At 50.4% G+C, this 19,390-nt stretch carries 13 protein-coding genes and 1 pseudogene; 12 read left to right on the top strand and 2 right to left on the bottom strand.

Annotation, left to right across the window (positions count from 1 at the left end; genetic code table 11):
• The 6 genes and pseudogenes from ABEB26_RS27025 to ABEB26_RS25595 form a co-directional block, all read left to right on the top strand.
• Positions 1-107, top strand: a pseudogene (locus ABEB26_RS27025) (IS982 family transposase); the annotation flags it as partial.
• A gap of 102 nt (positions 108-209) precedes the next feature.
• Positions 210-1,622: a DNA/RNA non-specific endonuclease gene (locus ABEB26_RS25615; protein WP_345724933.1), complete on the top strand. Its 1,413-nt coding sequence runs from the start codon at positions 210-212 to the stop codon at positions 1,620-1,622.
• A gap of 174 nt (positions 1,623-1,796) precedes the next feature.
• Positions 1,797-2,699 (top strand): ABC transporter ATP-binding protein, encoded by a 903-nt coding sequence (locus ABEB26_RS25610; RefSeq protein ID WP_345724932.1) that lies wholly within the window; start codon positions 1,797-1,799, stop codon positions 2,697-2,699.
• Positions 2,696-3,934 carry an ABC transporter permease gene (locus tag ABEB26_RS25605; protein ID WP_345724931.1) on the top strand — a complete coding sequence of 413 codons (1,239 nt, stop codon included), beginning with the start codon at positions 2,696-2,698 and terminating at the stop codon, positions 3,932-3,934. The genes ABEB26_RS25610 and ABEB26_RS25605 overlap by 4 nt, the downstream gene beginning before the upstream one ends.
• Positions 3,924-5,210 carry an ABC transporter permease gene (locus ABEB26_RS25600; RefSeq protein WP_345724930.1) on the top strand — a complete coding sequence of 429 codons (1,287 nt, stop codon included), beginning with the start codon at positions 3,924-3,926 and terminating at the stop codon, positions 5,208-5,210. The genes ABEB26_RS25605 and ABEB26_RS25600 overlap by 11 nt, the downstream gene beginning before the upstream one ends.
• Positions 5,211-5,370: 160 nt before the next feature.
• The gene (locus tag ABEB26_RS25595; RefSeq protein WP_345724929.1) at positions 5,371-7,746 is read left to right on the top strand and encodes an alpha/beta hydrolase family protein; all 2,376 of its coding nucleotides are present in this window, start codon (positions 5,371-5,373) and stop codon (positions 7,744-7,746) included.
• Between the two features lie 47 nt (positions 7,747-7,793).
• Here ABEB26_RS25595 and ABEB26_RS25590 read toward each other — a convergent pair whose 3' ends face one another.
• Together ABEB26_RS25590 and ABEB26_RS25585 are read right to left on the bottom strand one after the other, a co-directional pair.
• Positions 7,794-8,447, bottom strand: a complete 654-nt coding sequence (locus tag ABEB26_RS25590) for a thiamine diphosphokinase (RefSeq protein WP_345724928.1) — start codon at positions 8,445-8,447, stop codon at positions 7,794-7,796.
• Complete coding sequence (locus tag ABEB26_RS25585; RefSeq protein ID WP_345724927.1) at positions 8,447-9,115, bottom strand: HAD family hydrolase; 669 nt, start codon at positions 9,113-9,115, stop codon at positions 8,447-8,449. Before ABEB26_RS25585 ends, ABEB26_RS25590 begins: the two co-directional genes overlap by 1 nt.
• Positions 9,116-9,216: 101 nt before the next feature.
• On the opposite strand from ABEB26_RS25585, the gene ABEB26_RS25580 reads away from it, so the two are divergent.
• From ABEB26_RS25580 to ABEB26_RS25555, 6 genes are all read left to right on the top strand, one after another.
• Positions 9,217-11,742 carry a glycosyltransferase gene (locus ABEB26_RS25580; protein ID WP_345724926.1) on the top strand — a complete coding sequence of 842 codons (2,526 nt, stop codon included), beginning with the start codon at positions 9,217-9,219 and terminating at the stop codon, positions 11,740-11,742.
• 189 nt (positions 11,743-11,931) lie between these two features.
• A complete protein-coding gene (locus tag ABEB26_RS25575; RefSeq protein WP_345724925.1) occupies positions 11,932-13,092 on the top strand; it encodes a glycosyltransferase family 4 protein in 1,161 nt (386 codons plus the stop codon).
• Between the two features lie 9 nt (positions 13,093-13,101).
• Entirely contained in the window at positions 13,102-13,983 is an 882-nt protein-coding gene (locus tag ABEB26_RS25570; RefSeq protein WP_345724924.1) for a class I SAM-dependent methyltransferase, read from the top strand.
• Positions 13,984-14,004: 21 nt separating this feature from the next.
• Entirely contained in the window at positions 14,005-16,047 is a 2,043-nt protein-coding gene (locus tag ABEB26_RS25565) for a glycosyltransferase family 39 protein (protein ID WP_345724923.1), read from the top strand.
• Positions 16,047-17,930 carry a selenocysteine-specific translation elongation factor gene (gene selB, locus ABEB26_RS25560; RefSeq protein ID WP_345724922.1) on the top strand — a complete coding sequence of 628 codons (1,884 nt, stop codon included), beginning with the start codon at positions 16,047-16,049 and terminating at the stop codon, positions 17,928-17,930. Before ABEB26_RS25565 ends, selB begins: the two co-directional genes overlap by 1 nt.
• 103 nt (positions 17,931-18,033) lie before the next feature.
• Positions 18,034-19,224: a zinc-dependent metalloprotease gene (locus ABEB26_RS25555; RefSeq protein ID WP_345724921.1), complete on the top strand. Its 1,191-nt coding sequence runs from the start codon at positions 18,034-18,036 to the stop codon at positions 19,222-19,224.
• The last annotated feature ends 166 nt before the right edge of the window (positions 19,225-19,390 follow it).

Genomic DNA, 19,390 nt, shown 5'->3' with positions numbered 1-19,390 from the left:
TGGTAACCCGCATTGCCAGCAAGGTGACGCATTTGGTCGTGAAAGCGGTGTTGCGGGCACGATTTGGGATCGATGTGCTTACCTTTACGGTCATCAACGATGCCTAACTCACATCAGGCGTAAGTATGGTATTCTATAGTACCAAACTAGGAACAAAGAATAACGAAACGCCACATCAGATCAGCAATTCCATTCTGAAAGGAAGTTACATGAAGGATCGTCGGCTGATTACCCTGCTCGCGTTGTTCGTCCTTGGGTTTGTTGGGGCTAACCTGGTGCAACCAGCGCAAGCCAAAACCGTCAGTAGCGATAACTTGGTCTTGGGCAATCCCAGCGGGGCCGTCGCCAGCAGCAGCTATCCTACCAATTATTTAATTCAACGTAACCAATATGCACTCTCGTATCACCGCGATAATGGGATTGCCAATTGGGTCAGTTGGCATCTCGATAGCGGCGATATAGGCAGTGTTTCACGCAGCGATTTCCAGACCGACACCAGTTTGCCTAGTGGTTGGTATCGCGTCGCGACTGGCGATTACAGCGGCAGCGGCTATGATCGCGGCCATATGACTCCCTCAGGCGATCGCACCGCCACCACCGCCGATAACCAAGCCACCTTCTACATGACCAACATTATTCCCCAAGCGCCCGATAATAACCAAGGCCCATGGGTTGACCTCGAAACCTATGCTCGCGAGTTGGTCAGCGCAGGCAATGAGTTGTATATCATCAGCGGCGGGGCTGGCTCACGTGGCACAATCGCTAGCGGCAAAGTGCGAATTCCAAATTCAACTTGGAAAATCATCGTGGTGCTGAGCCAAGGTAGCAACGACCTGAGCCGTGTCAGCAATAGTACCCGTGTCATCGCGATCAATATGCCCAATGTGCAAGGTATTCGCAATAACGATTGGCGCGATTATCTGACCACGATTGATGCCCTCGAAAGCCTGACTGGCTATAACTTCCTTTCAAATGTCTCAACCAGCATCCAAAATGTGATCGAAGCTCGCGTCGATGGCTCGACCACGCCAATTCCTACCGCTGTGCCTACTTCGGGAACCAACCCAACTGCAACTCCAGTACGCACGGCCACGCCAACCCCCGGCACAGGTTGTAGCTCAAGCCGCTTGTTCTTCTCAGAATATGTCGAAGGCAGCAGCAATAACAAAGCTTTAGAACTTTACAATAATACTGGAGCCAGCGTCAGCCTCAGTGGCTACAGCATTCAGTTGTATGCCAACGGCTCGACCAGCGCCAGCAGTAGCGTGAATTTGAGTGGCTCGGTCGCCAATCGCGCAACCTATGTGATTGCCAATCCATCGGCCTCAAGCAGCGTGCTGAACCTCGCCAACACCACCAGCAGCGTCACCAGCTTTAATGGCAACGATGCGCTTGTATTGACCTACAATGGCACGGTGGTTGATAGCTTTGGTCAAGTTGGCAACGACCCAGGCAGCAGTGGCTGGAGTGGTACGACCACCGATCGCACGCTGCGCCGCAAAGCAACAATCAGCGCAGGCGATACCAATCGCAGCGATACATTCACCCCAAGCAGTACTTGGGATAGTTATAGCCTTGATACATTTAGTGGCTTGGGCAACCATAGCGTAAGTTGTCCATAAGCCGCGAATCATGCTGAATTGAATATCTGCAATGGGCTGCTAGAGGATGATCTAGTAGCCCATTCATTCTTAAGGACGAGGGCGGTTCGCTCTCGAATACCTGTTTAATGATCGGGCAGCCATGGTATGCTTAGGCAGTGGGTAGGCTCCTAGCCTACAGGAGGAAACGATTACATGGCAATGTTAAATATTGTTGATGTTAAAAAATCTTTTGCCGGAACTGAAGCAGTTCGTGGAGTAAGTTTTAACGTCGAACCTGGCGAATTGTTTGGCGTACTTGGCCCAAACGGTGCGGGTAAAACCACCACTATCCGCATGATTTTGGATATTTTGCGCCCCGACAGTGGCTCAATTGAGGTGCTGGGCGGCGCAATGGATGAAGCCAAAAAGAACCGCATCGGCTATCTGCCCGAAGAACGCGGTCTGTATCGCAACCTTAAAGTTTTAGATTGTATGGTCTATCTGGCCACGCTCAAAGGCCTTGAGCGCAACGAAGCTCGCAAACGCGCCAGCGCCTACCTCGAACGGGTTGAGCTTGGTCATGTTGCCCAAAAGAAGGTCAGCGAGTTAAGCAAAGGGATGCAGCAAAAAGTGCAATTTGGCACAACCATTTTGCACGAACCCGATATTGTAATTATCGACGAACCGTTTGAAGCGCTTGACCCGGTAAACACGCGCATGGTTAAAGATCTGTTGTTTGATATTCGGCGCGAAGGTCGGGCGGTGCTGATGTGCACCCACCAAATGCACCTGATCGAAGAAATGTGCGATCGGATTGTGATGTTCAATCGTGGCGAGATTGTCTTGAATGGGACATTGCGTGATGTTCGTCGCCGCTTTGCCCCCAATGCAGTTTGGGTCGAAGGCCATGGCTCATTCGATAATTTGCCAGGCATCGAGAGCGTCCAAGCTGAAAATGGTCAAGTGCAGCTTAATTTGCAAGCTGGCACCAGTCCTCAAAGCGTTTTCCAAGCCTTAGCCAGCCGCAGCGACACCACAGTTGATCGCTTTGAGGTAGCGATTCCTTCACTCGACGATATTTTTGTGCGGGTGGTTAATGGGGAGCGTGGCCAATGAGCAAGGCAAAATGGTGGACGATCGCCGCTCATGAATACGCTGTTCACGCCAAACGTAAAGGCTTTTTGATTGCCACGTTTGGCACGCCGCTGTTGTTGGCAGCAATCTTTGCGGCAATTTTTGCCTTTATCGTATTCGGCGATCAGAGCAATAGCCTTGGCGTGGTTGATCAGGCTGGCATCAGCAATCAACTGCCTGCCACGGTCACGATCACCGATACATTGCGCAAAGATGTAGCAATTATTCGGTTTAGCGATGAAAATTTAGCCAAAACCGCCCTTAGCAATCAAGAAATTGATGGCTATTTGGTAATTCCCAGCGATTATTTGCAAACTGGCGCATTGCGTGGGGTCGCCGATGAAGGCAATTTGAGCAGCGATGCCCAAGGGCGGCTCAAAGATTATATGCAAAAAGCCTTGATCAGCCATCAAGCACCGCTCGATAACCAACGAGCGCTTGAGCCAATTGATCAGGTTTATAATCGCAAACCTAATAGTGATGTTGAAATCAGCGAAGGCCAAAGCATTTTGCTGTTTTTCACACCCTATATCTTTGGAATCTTCTTCTTCATCACCGTATTTAGCTCAAGCGCCTATCTGATGACCGCCTTGGTCGAAGAAAAAGAATCGCGGGTGATGGAGATTTTAGCAACCTCAATGCGCCCATTCGAGTTGATGATGGGCAAAATTGTCGGGCTAGGCTTGGTTGGCTTAACCCAAATTAGCATCTGGGTCGGAACTGCCTTGCTCGGCTTTACGATTGCTCGCGCCAATATTGAAGGCATGGCCAATTTGACCTTACCAACCAATGTATTACTAATTGGCGTGGTGATGTTCATCCCAGCCTATTTGATGGTCGCAGGTGCACTAGGCGCAATCGGCGCTGGCGTTTCGGCAGTTCAAGAAGGCCAACAATTCTCAGGGATTATCTCGCTGTTGATGATTTCGCCAGTCTGGTTTATTACCTTGATTATCGAAAGCCCCAACGGCCCCTTAGCGCTATTCTTGAGCCTCTTCCCCTTCACCTCGCCAATTGTGATGATGCAACGAGTGGCCTTGATCAGCGTGCCGGCTTGGCAAATTGGCCTCTCGGTATTATTGCTGATTGGCATGGCGATTTTTATGATTTGGCTTTCAGCGCGGATTGTGCGGGTTGGGATGTTGCGCTATGGCAAACGGCTTTCGTGGGCCGATGTACGCCGCGCTTTGAGCTTGGGAGGTCAGCATGGCGAATAAAATGTTAAGCGTCGCCCAAAATGAGTTTATCAAACATATTCGCAAACCAACCTTTTGGCTAGCTGTGTTTGGCATGCCCTTGATGATTGCGGTGATTAGCTTTTTGGGTCGTTCTGATGCCAATAATAATCGTGATGGTTTTGCCGTACCAGGTTTAGGCGACCCAGCCAAAATCAGCGAAGATATTTTGTCGGGCAAGCTCAAAATTGGCTTTGTCGATCAAAGTGGCGTGATCAAAGGCATCCCTAGTAGCTTCGATCCCCAAACTGCCTCGTTGTATCTGCAATACCCTGATATCGCCCAAGGTTTAGCGGCCTTGGAAAAAGCCGATATTCCAGCCTTGTATGTCATTCCGACCGATTATGTGGCAACTGGCAAGGTGCAACGCTATAGCAACCAAGTCAATCCATTTGGCGATTCGCTCCAATCATCGCTGCTTGAATTGCTCTTGAGCACCAGTTTATATCCTGATACTGGCAGCAGCTACGCCTTTTTGACCCAACAGCCAACTGCTCAGCTTAAGGTCGAAGGGCCAGATGGCCCAATCAACAAAGCAGCCAACGAAGGTGAGCGCATGCAATCGGCCTTCATTTTGGGCATGGGCTTGGCGTTGTTGCTGTATATTTCAATCTTCTCATCGGCCAACTTGTTGTTGCAATCGCTGATCGAAGAAAAAGAAAATCGCGTGATCGAAGTGATGCTTTCGTCGCTACGACCACGCAGTTTGTTACAAGGCAAAATCCTTGGGCTCGGGCTGTTGGGCTTAATTCAAGTGAGCATCTGGATCACAATTGGCGCGGTTGTGACTGGTCAGGGTGCATCATTGAGTAGCATGCTGGCAAACGTTGAAATTCCGCTTAGTGCTTGGTTTTTGGCCTTGATTAGCTTCTTGCTAGGCTATGCCATGTATGCCTCGCTCATGGCCGGAATTGGCGCGGTTGCCAATACGATGCGCGAAAGCTCGCAGCTAACCGTGATTGTTGGCTTGCCAATTATCATTCCGTTGATCTTTCTGAGCATCATTATTGATCAACCAAATGGTGGCTTTACCACCGTGCTCAGCATGTTCCCGTTAACTGCGCCAGTCGTGCTGACAATTCGCAGCGTTTTAACCAACGTGCCATTTTGGCAAGTAGCGGTTTCGGTGGTCTTGATGACCTTGACCGTCTTGGGCTTGCAATTTGTTACGGCCCGCATGTTTCGTGCTAGCACCTTGTTGCGTGGCAGCAAAGCCTCGTTTGGGGCAATGTGGCAGGCCTTACGTCAACCAGAGTAATGCAACAAATCAACGATTGCTAGCGTACATTCTCCTAGCAATCGTTGGCAAAATTGCTCTCGTTTTTTAGCAGCAAATCTGCTAAAGTAGACCTTAGTTGGAAATGTTCGCATGTTGGTCTTTGTGTGGAAGAGCTTTGCTCTAGGAGGAAACAAGCGTTATGCGACGACGCATCAGCTTACTGCTGGCTTTGTTGGCGATCTTGTTTACGACAATGCCTGCCTCGGCAGAAATTGTCAATGTACCCTACTTTGAAGAACCTGAGTTGCTACTTGGCGAAGACGAGTTGTTGAAACTCGCGCAACTGCAAGACAACACCTATCCCCGCGTTGGCACCACGATCAGCCCTGATGATACAACCGTGGTGATTGGCAACTATCGTTATAGCGACACTGGTTCAGCCTTCTTGAATGTTGTTGATGGCTCGATCGTGCCGATTCAGCCATTGCAACTACCCGAAGATAGCGATTTCTTCCCCTTGGCAGCTACTGAAATGGTTTGGCTTGACAATGACAATATTGGTCAAGTCTTATACGACCTGTTTATGGGTGGGATGGTGCTGTCAATTAATCGCTATAGTGGCCAAATTAGCTTGTATCCAGTTGATTTGCCATTCTTGCCGTTATCGATTGCACCTAACGGCTCACGCCTGTTGGTGGTAACCTTCGATCAACTTGATCTTGAAGCAATGCGCCAATCACCTGATTCGGTGAAATTGCCCTTCAATATCGAAGCTCCCAAAACTACCATGGAGCGGGTTCAACCCAAAGATCGGATTGCGTACTATAGCCATACCGATTCACGCCGCCACATGAGCGAAGAAACCCTTGATTTGGCAATCTTCGATCTGACAACTGGCGAATTAACCCCACTCTACAGCGTGCCTGATCATACCTTGCTCTACGATTATGCTTGGTCAAAAGATGGCACCAAATTCGCCTTGATTCGCGATACGGTGATTTTGGGTGAAGGTTTTGGCGAAAAGCGCTTGATTGATGTGATGACCCAAGATGCGCTTGGTGGTTTATCGCCTAAAGATAACCCACTCTTCACCGAAAATGTGCTCGATATCTTCGATCTGACGACTGGCAACTTCCAGCCAGAAGCATGGCGAGCCGTTGATGGCGATGGTCGAGTGGTGCGTGACATCGAATGGAGCACCGACGGCCAACGCTATATCGTGCGCTTGGAACGCCCAGCTCAAATTGCTGGCCGCCCAAACCCAACCTATATCTTCCCAGATATGGCTAGCTTCCAATTCCGTAGCATCGATGGCACGTTACAACGTGAATTGTATGCACCAGAATTGCAAACCCCTGAAGCCTCAGGGTTCTTCTATCTTTCACCAGATGAAGTCTTGTTCAATGCGGTCAATGGCACCAATCAAGCCTTGTACTACTTCAACCAAGGCTCAGGTGAGTTCCGCAAAGTATCAAGCATGGATGGCACATATTTTGGGGTGATTACCACCAACATGAGCCGCCAATTGATCTTCAGTTACATGTCGTTCAAGCAACCAGCCGATATTTATCGTTTGAACTGGGATGGCCAAGCACTCAGTCGCTTGACTTGGGCTAACGCCGAGCTTGAAAAGATCAACAACATTCGGGTTGATAACGTTTCGTTTACCGTCAGCAGTGGCGCACAACGCAATGGCTTCTTAATTCAACCTGCTGGCGCTGAGTTCCCACCCAAAGATGTGCCAATCGTGATGTGGCAAGAAGGTGGCCCACGCGCTACCATGACCCAATTCTTTGCCTCAAACACCGAAAATCCTTACAACCTGTTGCCAAACTTTGGCATCGCGGTGTTGTATGTGCCACTGCCAGGCCGCTTGGGCTTCGGGCCAGAATTCTTGAATGCCTTGGCTGATAACGATAACTTCGGCAAGATCGACATCGACGAAGGTGCTGAAATTATTGGTCAAGCGATCTCACGTGGTTGGACTTCGCAAGGCAAAGTTGGGGTAACTGGTTGTTCATACGGCGGCTATTTCAGCGCCCAAAGTATCACCCGCCACCCAACTCGCTACGCTGCGGCCAACCCACAATGTACCTTGCTCAACAATGCCAATGAATTTCACTTTGGCTTGGGGCCATTAATTGCCTACCTCGAAGGTGGCACACCAATGGATAAGCCCGCCGAATATGCCGCCGATTCGCCATTGAATCGCGCTGATCGCGTGCGCACTCCAACCCTATTGTTCCATGGCGAATACGACTTCTTGCCAGTCAAGTATGCCGTTGATTTCCATGACCAAATCGAAATTCAAAAGCACCGCGTCAAGTTGGTGACGTTTGAACTCGAAGGCCACGGTTTGGGCGACCCAGCCAACCAATATCGCGCTGCCCAAGAGCAAATCTTGTGGTTCCGCCAATATTTGAGCGGTAGCCCAAGTGTCGCCGCCGAGCCAGTCGTGACCGATGCCGCAACCATGACGGTGCCTGAAACCACTGATGTAATCGTGTTTGAGCAAACCACTACGTTTGCAGCACCAAGCTTGCAATTCGCCAAGAATCTGATTACTGCTGAATAAGATCGGAATGTAACAGGCGGGGCCGCAATAGCCCCGCCTGTTTTCGTTTAAGCCAAATAGCCCGCTTGGAGCTCGCGCTCGATCATTGCCAACAACAGCCCTGAGCGAATGCTGACTTGGGCTGAGGTCGTTGCAAATTCGTTGCTAACGCCTCGCGCTGGGCCAATCGGCAAATCTTCGTCGCGCAATGGGTAGCGCAAGCCTTCAGTCCGCACCCCCGCAACATCACCCAAGGGCAAAAGTGAAACCCGCAAACCAAGTTTGCCTTGCAGCTGTAATTGATCACGAATCAAACGTACTTCCCAGTTGGCATCAAGCAGCGCCACGTCACGCCCAATCAAAGCTGGATGAGTTAACAAGAGTTGATTGGCCATATGCATATCGGGCCGACCACCAAGCGCCGCCAAAATCCGAATCTGATCTGCGCCACGTTCAACCGCCAGCAACAACGCCAACTCGAGGTCGGTTTCGTTTTTGGCCGCTGGAAAGCGCTGAATCTCAACCTTGCGGGCTTGCATAATCTCCAAGGTTGCAGGCTGAATCGAATCTAAATCGCCAATAATCACATGCGGCGTAACCCCGTGATTCAAGGCATGGCGTGCCCCACCATCAGCAGCAATCAACAAATCGGTGCGGCTCAACAAGGGCAAAGCCATCCGAATATCGGCCTGCGGCGCGTCGGCAATAATAACTGCTAGCATTAGGCTCCTTGGTTAAGTGGCGCTAAATCCAATAATTCAGTGAGCGAGCCAATCACATAATCGGTTTGGACAGCCCGCACTTTGGCTTGAGGCCGCTGGAGCAGCACAGTGGTCATGCCAAATTTGGCTGCGCCGGCATGCTCTTGGGTATCGCCATCGCCCACATACACAACCTCACGTGGATCAACATTCAAGGCATTGAGCGCATATTGATAAATGCCTGGCTCCGGTTTGGCCGAACGCACATCACAGGAGTAGGCAATTGCATCAAACAAATTCAGCAAGCCCAAGCTTTCCATCATTGGAATGGTTTCGGCTGAGCAGTTGGTGACCAAGGCAATTTGGTGGCCGCGTGCTCGCAAGGCTTGCAAGGTTGGAATCGAATCGGGATAGACGCGTAATGTGCTGAAAAACTCCAAGCGTTGTTTAGTAAGTGTGGCATGGACTTCAGGCGTAACCGTAATGCCCAAATAGCTCAAGGTTTGATCAACAATCTCTTCGGCCAAGCGATAGGTGCCAACCATCCGCGCTTGATACGAACGCCCAGCCGCAGCATGAAAGGCATGCTGTTCGATGCCCAACAATGGAGCCGCCAACGTCGCCCAGTTGTAGGCTGGGTCTGGCTCAATCAAAGTAAAGTACAAATCGATAAACACAGGTCGTGGCATAACTACTCCGTCGCAAAATATTCTTGCAGCTATTGTATGCAGATTGGCGTTTTATGGTACGATGCTGGCTGATTGTGGCCTTTAATTCCGAAGGGTTTTACATGGATCGGCCCAGCGTTTCGATCATTGTGATCAATTTCAATGGTAAAAAACACCTCGTTGCTTGTTTAAATTCGTTGTTTGCTCAGCGCTACCCAAGCAGTGCGCTTGAAATAATCGTCGTCGATAATGCCTCGCACGATGGCTCCTGCGATCTCATTCGTCAGCAATTCCCCAAGGTTCGCTTAATCGAAAATCGTGAGAATCTGGGTTTTGCTCCAGCAGTTAATCAGGCTGTGCGGCTCAGTCAAGCCCAATATGTTGCTTTGATCAATAACGATGCCAAAGCCGATCCCAATTGGATTGAGCATTTAGTTGCCGATATCGAAGCCCATCAAGCCGAAAAGGTGCTTGCGGTTGGCGCAAAAATGCTCAATTGGGAAGGCCAGCAGATTGATTTTATTCAAGCGGCGCTGAATATTTTTGGCCATGGCAATCAGCCTTTTACGCGCATGCCAACGGCCAGTGTTGCCGGCCACGCTGGCCCGCAACTCTTTGCTTGTGGCGGAGCAATGCTGGCCGATCGCGCGGCGTTTTTGGCAATTGGCGGCTTTGACGAAAGCTACTTTGCCTATTTTGAAGATGTCGATTTTGGCTGGCGAGCATGGTTATTGGGCTATCAAATTCGCTTTAATCCAGCGGCGATCGTCTATCATCGCCAACATGCCACCGCCAACACCATGGGCGGACATCAAATTCGCACCTTGCTTGAACGCAACGCCCTGCGCACCATCATCAAACATTATGCCGATGAGCAATTGTGGCGAATTCTGCCAGCCGCGCTATTATTGATTATTCAGCGCAGTTTGCTTGATGGCAGTGGTGGCTTTGATCGCAAAGAATTCGATTTACGCTTGCGCAAACAGGGCGACCAAACCAGCACCATGCAAGTCCCCAAGATTATGTTGAGTTATATCGCGGCTTTGGGCGATGTACTAGATGGTTGGGATAGCTTGTGGGCTGAGCGCCAACGGCTGCAAAAGCTTCGCCAACGCAGCGACGCTGAATTATTTAATTTATTTGAACAACCATTTGGCTTGATCGATATTGATATTCAATTGCATATGCAACAAGAACAATTGATTGATAGCTTTAAATTGCGAGAACTTATGCCCAACCCTACCACAAATGTGTTGATTGTCAGCATTGATCCGTTGCACGAGGCTTTGGCTGGTCCGGCTATCCGTAGCGTACAAATCGCCAAGCAACTAAGCCAAACATGCAACGTGGTATTAGCAGCGCCGGATCGAGCAGATCTAGCTATTCCTAATGTTCAAACTATTGCCTTTCCTAGCAACGATGGCACAAGTTTGGGCGAGCTGGCACTCAATGCTGAAGTGCTGATTGTCCAAGGCTATAGCTTGCAAAAGTATCCTCAATTGGTCAATGCTGAGCGCATTTTGGTTGTCGATCTCTACGATCCATTTCATTTTGAGGCGCTCGAACTAGCCGAACGACGCGGATTAAGCCTCGAACGCGCGATCGAGCTAAATGATTCAAGTGTGGCAGCCCTGACTGAACAGCTAGCACTTGGCGATTTCTTCATCTGTGCTAGCGAACGCCAGCGCGATTTGTGGCTAGGAGCCTTGACCGTTAGCAAGCGCTTGACTCCTGAACATTATCGTAACGATCCAACCTTGCGCAAACTGATCGATATTGTGCCATTTGGCTTGCCCAGTGAGCCACCCCAAGCAACTCAACCCGTCATGCGCGGGGTGATTCAAGGTATTAATCAAGACGATGTGATTGCGTTATGGGGCGGCGGCATTTGGGAATGGCTTGATCCATTGACGATCATTCGCGCCATGGCAGAATTGCAGCAGAGCCACCCCCAATTAAAGCTGGTATTTATGGGCGGGCAACATCCTAATGCTCAAGATGTGGGGGTGATGCAGCGTTATGGCGAGGCAGTTGAGCTAGCAAAACAGCTCGGTTTATACGCTAAAACAGTTTTTTTCAATCAAACCTGGGTCGCCTATGATCAACGGGTCAACTATTTACTTGAGGCTGATCTTGGGGTTAGCGCTCATCATAATCATACTGAAACCCGCTTTGCCTTTCGCACGCGGTTGCTCGATTACCTTTGGGCCAGCTTGCCAATGATCGTCTCGGCAGGCGATAGTTTGGCCGATTTGGTCCAGCAACAACAGCTTGGCCAGGTTGTCGCAATCGAAGATGTACAGGGTTGGGTCAAGGCGTTGGTGCATGCCGCCGAACAACCAACCGATCGTCAGCAACGCCAAGCCCAATTTGCCCAAATTCAACAGGCCTATACGTGGGAGCAAGCTTGTGCCCCGTTGGTCGAGTTTTGTCGCCAACCACACTATGCTGCCGATAAACGCCGCAATGTTAAAGCTCAAAGTAAACAACAAGGCCACACCAGCATGCGTTACCGCATGGATGAGCTTGATCGGGTGGTTGCTGAAAAAAACGACCATATCGCCCAACTTGAGCAGCACATCAAAGGCCTCGAAAATGGCAAAGTGATGCGCTTGTTAAAGTGGGCTAATCGCCTGCGAAAAAGTTAAGGGCAGAGCTTTTAACCACGAAGGACACGAAGAACACGAAGAACGCCATAAATACTCCTTCGTGTAGCTTCGTGTCCTTCGTGGATCGAAATCCCGATCCCTACTCCATATGTTCTATGCTCTATGTTCTTTGCTCTAACGAATAAGGTATAATGAGCCACGTTTAACTAGTATGGCTGGACTTTTCCCATGAAAATATTATCTGCCTTGACCTACTACGCGCCGCACTGGACGGGCTTGACGATGCATGCCCAACGGGTGGCTGAAGGACTCGCAGCTCGTGGACACCACGTCACTGTTTTAACAATCCAGCATGAGCCAACGCTGCCAACCGAAGAAATCTTGAATGGAGTGCATGTTTTGCGGCTTAAGCCTGCGGCCCAAATTAGCCGTGGCATGCTTGCGCTCAACTTTCCATTTGTTGCCGCTAAATTGATTCGTAGCCACGATGTGGTGCATGTGCATACGCCGCAACTTGAGGCCTTACTGCTCTCAGGTTTATGTCGCGCACTAAATAAACCCTTGTTGATGAGCCATCACGGCGATTTGGTCATGCCAACTGGTTTGATCAATCGGGCGATCGAAAAGGTCATGATTGGCCAGATGGTATTGGCTGGCAAATTGGCGCGGCGCGTTAGTGCCTATAGTCGCGATTACGCCGCAAACTCCAGCTTTTTGCAAAAATTTACCAAAAAATTAACCTATATTTACCCACCTGTTGATTTACCCACCCCCAATCCAAGCCAAGTTGCCGCTTGGAAGGCTGAACTTGGGATCAGCGATAAGCCGATTGTTGGTTTTGCTGGGCGCTTCGTTGAAGAAAAAGGCTTTGATTTCTTACTCAAAGCTATGCCAATGATCGCCGAAGTCTTTCCTGAGGTGCGCTTTGTGTTTGCTGGCGAGCACAAAATGGTCTATGAAGATTTTTATTCCACCTGCTTGCCGATGATCGAGCAAAACCGCGAACGAATTGTGTTCCTCGGGTTATTACGCGATTCGCAAAAACTTGCCAATTTTTATGCAATGTGCGACTTGTTTACCTTGCCCAGCCGCACCGATTGTTTGGCAATGGTGCAAATCGAAGCCTTGCTAGCAGGCACGCCGTTGGTCACCAGCGATATTCCAGGTGCACGGGTTGTCGTGCAGGAAACAGGTTTTGGGCGCTTGGTTCAAACTCAAAATCCTCGTGCCTTGGCCGACGGCATTATTGAAGTGCTAAAAAACCCTGAAACCTATAAAGTGCAGCCCGCCAAAGTTGAACAAGTCTTTTCAGTCAAAACCATTCTCGATAGCTACGAGCGGACGATGGCCGAAATGTGTGGTCAGCCCGTTTCTGCCTCGGTTGTATAAGGAAGAGCGATGAACATGACCGAACAACCCTATGCCCCGCTAGCCCCACGCGATGCAGCCCTGATGGATACGATGTTGCGCAACGAGGCCGACCCTGCCTATAGCCGCCGCGCCCGCCGTTTGATGCAATATCTTGATCTGCAAGATGGTGACACGGTGCTGGATTGTGGCTGTGGCTATGGCTTCTATACCCAGATGATCGATAAATTGCGTGATTTGCGGGTTGTGGGCTTTGATGAAGCCTTTGATCGGCTCTTAGTTGGCCAAGAACATGCCAATCGGGCGACCTTTGTGCGTGGCGATGGTCAAGGCATGCCCTTTGCTGATAATAGCTTCGATAAAATTCTGCTCTCAGAAGTGCTCGAACATATTCCCGATCAACAAGCAGCCTTGCACGAATTACGGCGCATCCTCAAGCCAGGCGGCATTTTGGCAATCTCAGTGCCACATGCCAATTATCCGCTGTGGTGGGACCCCGCCAGCTGGATCTGGACGCGACTTGGTGGCAAACCCTTTACCCACACCAAATTTGGCAGCATTTGGGAAAACCATGTGCGTTTGTATGAGCCAGCCGAATTAGTACGCCAAGTGCGGATGGCTGATTTCGAGGTTGAATGCTGCGAAGAAGCCACCCACTATGCTATTCCGATGACTCCCTATGTGGTTTATGGCATTGGCAAGCCTTTAATTGAATCGGGCATCTTGCCCGAAAGCTGGATGAAGAGCGCCGACCGCATGCGTGGCGACCAAAACCAAGGCAGCAAATTGAACCCGCTCAACATTGCACGCGGTATTATCAATTATGTTGACCAATTGAATGAAAGCCCAGAAACTTTAGATAAACGCAGCTTTGTAAATGTCTTTGTCAAAGCCCGCAAGCCCTTGAGTTAAGTCTGTCAGGAGATCGTGTCCATGCTACGAGGTGTCTTCCCAAGCCAGCGCCTAGGCTGGCTTTGGCTTTTAGGCTTGCTTGGAACAGCCCTAGCGCTCATGCTCAAGGTTCAAGCCCAACTTGAGTTCCGCCATTTCAATGGGGCAGTTTTGCTTGGGGCAGTCGTCGCACTAGGCATTTGGTGGTGGCTGATTAAGCGCCAACCACCCCAAGCCGATGGCCTGCCCGAACTCAACGATCAGCCGTTAGATCACCTAACCTTACGTCTAGGAATGAGCGCTGTGGCTTTTCTTAGCGGTTTCGTCGCATGGAATAATCTCTTTGGCAATGAATTCAACCCACTCTCGACCTGGACATGGCTGTTAGCGATTGGCTTATGGCTCTTGGCATGGCTGCCTTGGCAACGTCCACGGTTACCCAAAGCTAATCGGGCCGAAACGCAACGGGCTTGGCTGACCTTTGGCTGTTTGCTGATTGTCACCGCCTTTGGCTTGTGGATTCGGCTATATCGGCTGGATCAAATGCCATATGACATGACGGTTGACCACGGCTGGAAAATGGAAGATGTTTACACCATTTTGCAGGGTGGTCGCCCCTTATTTTTGCCCAATAACACAGGCCGCGAGCCAGGCCAATTTTATTATATTGCGATGTTGATTCGCTTTTTTGGCGTGCCGTTTGGCTTTATCGCGCTCAAACTAGGCAATGTAATTATCGGCACGCTGACGATTCCATTTATCTATTTATTTGCGCGTGAGCTTGGCGGGCGCAAGTTAGGAATTTTGAGTGCCGCCTTGTACGCCTTGGGCAAATGGCCGCTCGAAACTACCCGCATGGGGTTACGCTTTCCTTATGCCACCTTGCCCGCCGCGCTGGTGTTGTGGTCGCTCTGGCGTTATGTGCGCTTGGGCAAACGCAGCGATGCCTTGCTGGTCGGGTTATGGATGGGCATGGGCTTGTATGGTTATATCGGCGTGCGAGCAGTGCCCTTCGTCATCGCTGCTGTATTTGGCCTAATGCTATTCGATAAGCGGCGACGCAACCCCAAAGGCTGGCTCAAATTGCTTGGCCATGGCAGCCTAACCTTGATTACCACCGCCTTGATTTTCTTGCCGCTGGGCCATTTCATGCTCGATTATCCCGATGTGTTTTGGTTTCGCGTCAGCACCCGTACCAGCAACCATACCGACGATATTAGTCGCGAATTTTGCCAAGCTACCAGCAGCGAACGCGAATGCAATATTAAAAAATTCGTTGCCAATAATGTTAATTTAGCAGTTGCCTTCAATTGGCGGGGCGATCGCAATGAAGTTAATAATGTACGTTTCGATCCGTTGCTGGATGTTGTCAGTGCCGCCTTGTTGTTGTTGAGTTTGCCAATCATCGTCTGGAGATTGTTGGTTGAGCGTTCATGGCGTTGGTGGATGCTCGTAGTGGCATTGCCATTACTTGGTTTAGCCACAACCTTGAGCTTAGCCTACCCAATCGAAAACCCTAGCGCAGCCCGGACTGGCGTGCTGATGCCAGTGATTTTTACCATGGCCGCCGCACCTCTGGCCTTGGCAATTGAATGGCTGACCAAGGCTAGGCCGTTTGAGCAATGGTGGCGTGGCAAACCAGCCTTGGGCGGTTTGTTGAGCATTGGCTTAACAATCTGGCTGCTGGCATGGGCTGGACGCGAAAATTTCCAGCGCTACTTCGTTGATATGGCCCGCCAATACACCGGCTTTATCCCGAATAATCGTGAGGTTGCCGATGCGATTCGCTACTATCGCGATGCCCAAGGCGTGCCCTACGAAAATGCCTATCTCATGCTCAATAGCTATTTCTGGAAGGAATCGCGTAATATCAGCGTGCATTTAAACGATATGCAATGGTATGTCAACAACACGATTAAGCCCGAAATGGCGCTGGTTGTGCCCGGCAACCGCCCATTGATCTACATTCTCAATCCCGATGATCAAGCTCATATTGATCAATTGCAACAGGAATATCCCGAAGGCGAGTTGCGCCGCATCAGCAGCGCCGTTGGCAAGGATTTTCTGGTCTTTCATTTACGCTAATGGGAATTACGCTCGGCACCGCAGGCCATGTTGATCATGGCAAATCGAGCTTGGTACAAGCCCTAACGGGCATCAACCCTGATCGCTGGGAAGAAGAACAGCGCCGCCAAATGACGCTTGATCTAGGCTTTGTTTGGTTTAGCACGCCCGCTGGCCATTCGGTTAATTTGGTTGATGTGCCAGGCCATGAACGGCTAATCAAAAATATGTTAGCTGGGGCAACTGGCTTTGATGGCGTGCTGTTCGTCGTTGCCGCTGATGAAGGCATGCAGCCGCAAAGCCTCGAACATTTGCAAATTCTCAATCAATTGGGCGTTGAGCATGGGCTAATTGTGATTAGCAAAATCGATCTGGTTGATGCTGAATGGCTTGAATTTATCAGTGGCGAAATTCAGGCACAATTTGCCGCAACTAGCCTTGCCAATGCGCCAATCGTGCCAGTTTCAGCGCGAACTGGCGCTGGTATGGCTCAATTAATCCAAGCGCTTGACCAATTAATCAGCCAACTACCAGCCCGAATGCTTCAGCAGCACAATCCGCGTTTGCCGATCGATCGGGTGTTTAGCATCGATGGCTTTGGCACGGTGGTTACCGGAACGCTGCGCGATGGCAATTTGAGTATTGGCATGGAAATCGAAATTCTGCCCCAACAACTGCGTGGGCGGATTCGCGGCCTGCAATCGCAGCAAATCAGCTACACCAACGTGCAAACGGGCATGCGCGTGGCAGTTAACTTGAGCGGGATCGAACGCCAAAGTCTTAAGCGTGGCGATGTACTAACTTTACCCCAAACCTTTGAGCCAACCAACTTGCTTGATGTGCTGATTGAAACCACTGCCGATGCCCCAAGCCTGAGCCATAATCAGCCTTTGCAGCTCTATCTCGGTAGCGCCGAACTGAGATGCACCCTCGCGTTGCTCGATTGCGACACGTTGCCAGCCAAACAGCAAGCTTTTGGGCAATTGCGTTTACAACACCCAACCATTGCCCAACGCGGCGATCGCGGAATTCTACGCCGTGCCTCGCCTGCCGCCACAGTGGCGGGAATACGAGTGCTCGATGCCCATCCTCAACGCCATCGGCGCATGCGCCCAGCTGTGATCGCACAGCTGCAACAGCTGGCTAATGGCTTGCCCCATGAAATTCTGTTACAACACATTCAGCAACAATGTTTAAGCTGGCAAGAGCTGCAACAACGCAGCGGCTTTGATTCAGAAACCGCCTTAGCAGCGCTCAACACTGGCTGCAACAACGGCTTAATCAGCATCGTCTCAGCAACAGCGGCCCCACTCACGGCCAACAGTTTAATCACCAGCACAGGCTATTGGAACCAATTACAAGCCAATTTGCGCCAAATTCTGGCCGAATATCATACCACTTGGCCGTTGCGTTCAGCCATGCCACGCGAGGAATTACGCAAACGCATGGGTTTAGCTGCTAGTAATTTCAATCAAATCCTACAAGTTTTAGCCGAGCAAGCATGGCTGAGTATTGAGGCTAACCAGATTAAACTGACTGAACATCAAGCTCAACCCAATGCTAACCAACAAGCGCAAATCCAAGCCTTGTTGGCATTGTGGCAGAGCAACCCAGCCCTACCGCCTAGCCGTGAGCAATGGCCCAAGCTTGAGCCAGAACTATGGCGCTATCTGCTGCAAACTGAGCAATTGATTCACATTGGTGCAGAGGTCTATTTCTTGCCGAAGCAATATCAACAGATGCATAGCTGGGTGCTAGAGCAACTTGCTGCTGGCCAAAGCATCAGCCTTGCCCAAGCCCGTGATGCTTGGCAAACCAGTCGCAAATATGCCCAAGCCATGCTCGAACACTGCGATCAACTGCGCATTACCCGCCGCGTCGGCGATCTACGGGTAGCCTATTGAGCTTAACAAAGTGTTAGAAAAGCTTGGCACGCCTAGCCCCACCCAAATGCTCGTGTTATGCTGAAGTGAATGGCGTTTGTGCCAGCGGAAAGGATGTCGAAACGTGAGGACAAAACGTTTATCAATTAAGCAACTTGGTAGTGTTCTACTGATCAGTGCCGCCGCAGGCGCTGGCGCTCGCTATCTCGCCAATAAAACCCGCCAACAAGGCCAAAAAATCTACGATTATACAACCCCGCAAAAACTGATCGATTGGTCAGTTGCCCGCATGATCGCCCTGCGCGTCTCACAATGGCAAGAGCATCCGGTGATCAATCGGGCTGAGCGTCAAGCTGAATATGATCAAATGGTTGAGCGCAGTCAGCCCTTAATCGACGATTATTTGAACGTCAAACTGCCCGAAACGCTCTCACGAGTTAAAGTTGTTGATCGCAAAGAGTGGATCGATGCCAATTTGCGTTCATTTGAGCGTTTGTTCGAGCCAATTGAGCAATTGTATCGCCAAGCGGCCCAAAATGCAGGCCGCAATCCCTCGGTTAATGCGATTAATCGGGCGTTTGTCGGCGCACAAGTTGGGGCAATGGTTGGGGTTTTAGCCCGCAAAGTGCTGGGCCAATATGATCTCAGCTTGCTTTCGCCGCAAGCCGAGCCAGGCATGCTCTATTTTGTTGAGCCAAATATTGCCCGCGTGCAACAAGGTTTGGGCGTTGATGATCATGACTTCCGCTTGTGGATTACGCTGCATGAAACCACCCACGCCTATGAGTTTGAAGCCTATGGTTGGGTGCGCGACCATTTCAGCAACTTAATTCAGCGCTATTTCAACGAGCTTGGCGGCCAACTCGATGCGCTGCGCAATGGCGTTGGCAACTTCATCAACCGGATTTTCAGTAATAGCAAAACTCCCAGCGATGGCCATTGGATGGAGCAATTACTGACTCCAACCCAACGTCAAGTATTTAGCGAATTGCAGGCCTTGATGTCGTTGGTCGAAGGCTATAGCAACCACATTATGAATGCAGTTGGCCGCGAAATTCTGCCAAATTTCGAGCAGATCGAAGCTCGTATGAGCGATCGCAAAGAAAAACGCTCGATCTTCGATGAATTGTTCAACCGTATCACGGGCATGAGCCTCAAAATGCAGCAATACGAGCAAGGCGAACGCTTTGTTAATGCGATTGCAGATCATGGAGGCAAGGAATTAGCTGCCCGTGTGTGGGAAGGCCCAGAAATGCTGCCAACTCTCGAAGAAATTCGCAACCCACAACTGTGGATCGCTCGCGTTGGCGCATAAGTTATAGCCCTCACCCCCTAGCCCCCTCTCCCGCCGAGCTTTAAGGGCGGACAGGGACGCACAACGCATGTTCACAGAACGACCTCGGGTTGGTATACTCGGTGGTGCTGAAACCAAACCGATACCAAAACCGAGGTCGTATGCCGAGTATACCAGCCCTTGCCCA

Source organism: Herpetosiphon gulosus (assembly GCF_039545135.1).
Lineage (GTDB): Bacteria > Chloroflexota > Chloroflexia > Chloroflexales > Herpetosiphonaceae > Herpetosiphon > Herpetosiphon gulosus.
Note: the sequence above shows the minus strand (reverse complement) of the source record. Positions and strands in the feature narration are given on the sequence as shown.

Bases quoted from the DNA above. Each gene is read 5' to 3' on its own strand.
- ABEB26_RS25605 (WP_345724931.1), top strand. From the start codon at position 2,696: ATGAGCAAGGCAAAATGGTGGACGATCGCCGCTCATGAATACGCTGTT.
- ABEB26_RS25565 (WP_345724923.1), top strand. From the start codon at position 14,005: ATGCTACGAGGTGTCTTCCCAAGCCAGCGCCTAGGCTGGCTTTGGCTT.
- ABEB26_RS25610 (WP_345724932.1), top strand. From the start codon at position 1,797: ATGGCAATGTTAAATATTGTTGATGTTAAAAAATCTTTTGCCGGAACT.
- ABEB26_RS25575 (WP_345724925.1), top strand. From the start codon at position 11,932: ATGAAAATATTATCTGCCTTGACCTACTACGCGCCGCACTGGACGGGC.
- ABEB26_RS25570 (WP_345724924.1), top strand. From the start codon at position 13,102: ATGAACATGACCGAACAACCCTATGCCCCGCTAGCCCCACGCGATGCA.
- ABEB26_RS25585 (WP_345724927.1), bottom strand. From the start codon at position 9,115: ATGCCACGACCTGTGTTTATCGATTTGTACTTTACTTTGATTGAGCCA.
- ABEB26_RS25595 (WP_345724929.1), top strand. From the start codon at position 5,371: ATGCGACGACGCATCAGCTTACTGCTGGCTTTGTTGGCGATCTTGTTT.
- ABEB26_RS25615 (WP_345724933.1), top strand. From the start codon at position 210: ATGAAGGATCGTCGGCTGATTACCCTGCTCGCGTTGTTCGTCCTTGGG.
- ABEB26_RS25600 (WP_345724930.1), top strand. From the start codon at position 3,924: ATGGCGAATAAAATGTTAAGCGTCGCCCAAAATGAGTTTATCAAACAT.
- ABEB26_RS25590 (WP_345724928.1), bottom strand. From the start codon at position 8,447: ATGCTAGCAGTTATTATTGCCGACGCGCCGCAGGCCGATATTCGGATG.
- selB (WP_345724922.1), top strand. From the start codon at position 16,047: ATGGGAATTACGCTCGGCACCGCAGGCCATGTTGATCATGGCAAATCG.
- ABEB26_RS25580 (WP_345724926.1), top strand. From the start codon at position 9,217: ATGGATCGGCCCAGCGTTTCGATCATTGTGATCAATTTCAATGGTAAA.